The 542-nt window shown below is 33.0% G+C and carries 1 protein-coding gene; it reads left to right on the forward strand.

Features of this window, described 5'->3' with window-relative positions:
- Positions 1 to 18: 18 nt before the first annotated feature.
- Positions 19 to 542: restriction endonuclease subunit S (locus tag ADF68_RS00790; RefSeq protein ID WP_065426682.1), on the forward strand; the 524-nt coding region annotated here is incomplete at its 3' end.

Raw genomic sequence — 542 nt, forward strand, 5'->3', positions numbered from 1 at the left:
AAATCCCGATTTAACGAGATGTTTGAAGATTATCCTGACTCAGTATTCTTAGATACATATATAAAAGAACTGAGAGCAGGTAAAAGTTTAGCTGGTGAGGAAAATAATAAGAATAAAGTATTAAAAACAGGAGCTGTATCGTACGATTATTTTAATTCCTCTGAAGTAAAAAATTTACCAATTGACTATATTCCCTTAGATGAACATAAAGTTGAAATAGGGGATGTAATTATTAGTCGTATGAACACTTCTGAACTAGTTGGGGCTGCTGGGTATGTTTGGGCTATCAATAGTGATAATATATATTTGCCAGATAGATTATGGAAGGTTATTCTGAATGATCGAGTAAATCCAGTTTTCTTATGGAAGCTTATTACAAATGAGAAAACAAAATTAAAAATTAAGAGAATTTCCTCTGGAACTAGTGGGAGTATGAAAAATATTTCGAAATCAAAATTTTTACAAATTAGAGTCCCCCTCCCCCCTCTTTCCCTACAAAACGAGTTCGCAGACTTTGTGGCTCAGGTTGACAAATCACAATT

The sequence above is a fragment of the Streptococcus pseudopneumoniae genome (genome assembly GCF_001068775.1).
In the GTDB taxonomy this organism is placed as follows: Bacteria; Bacillota; Bacilli; order Lactobacillales; family Streptococcaceae; genus Streptococcus; species Streptococcus pseudopneumoniae_N.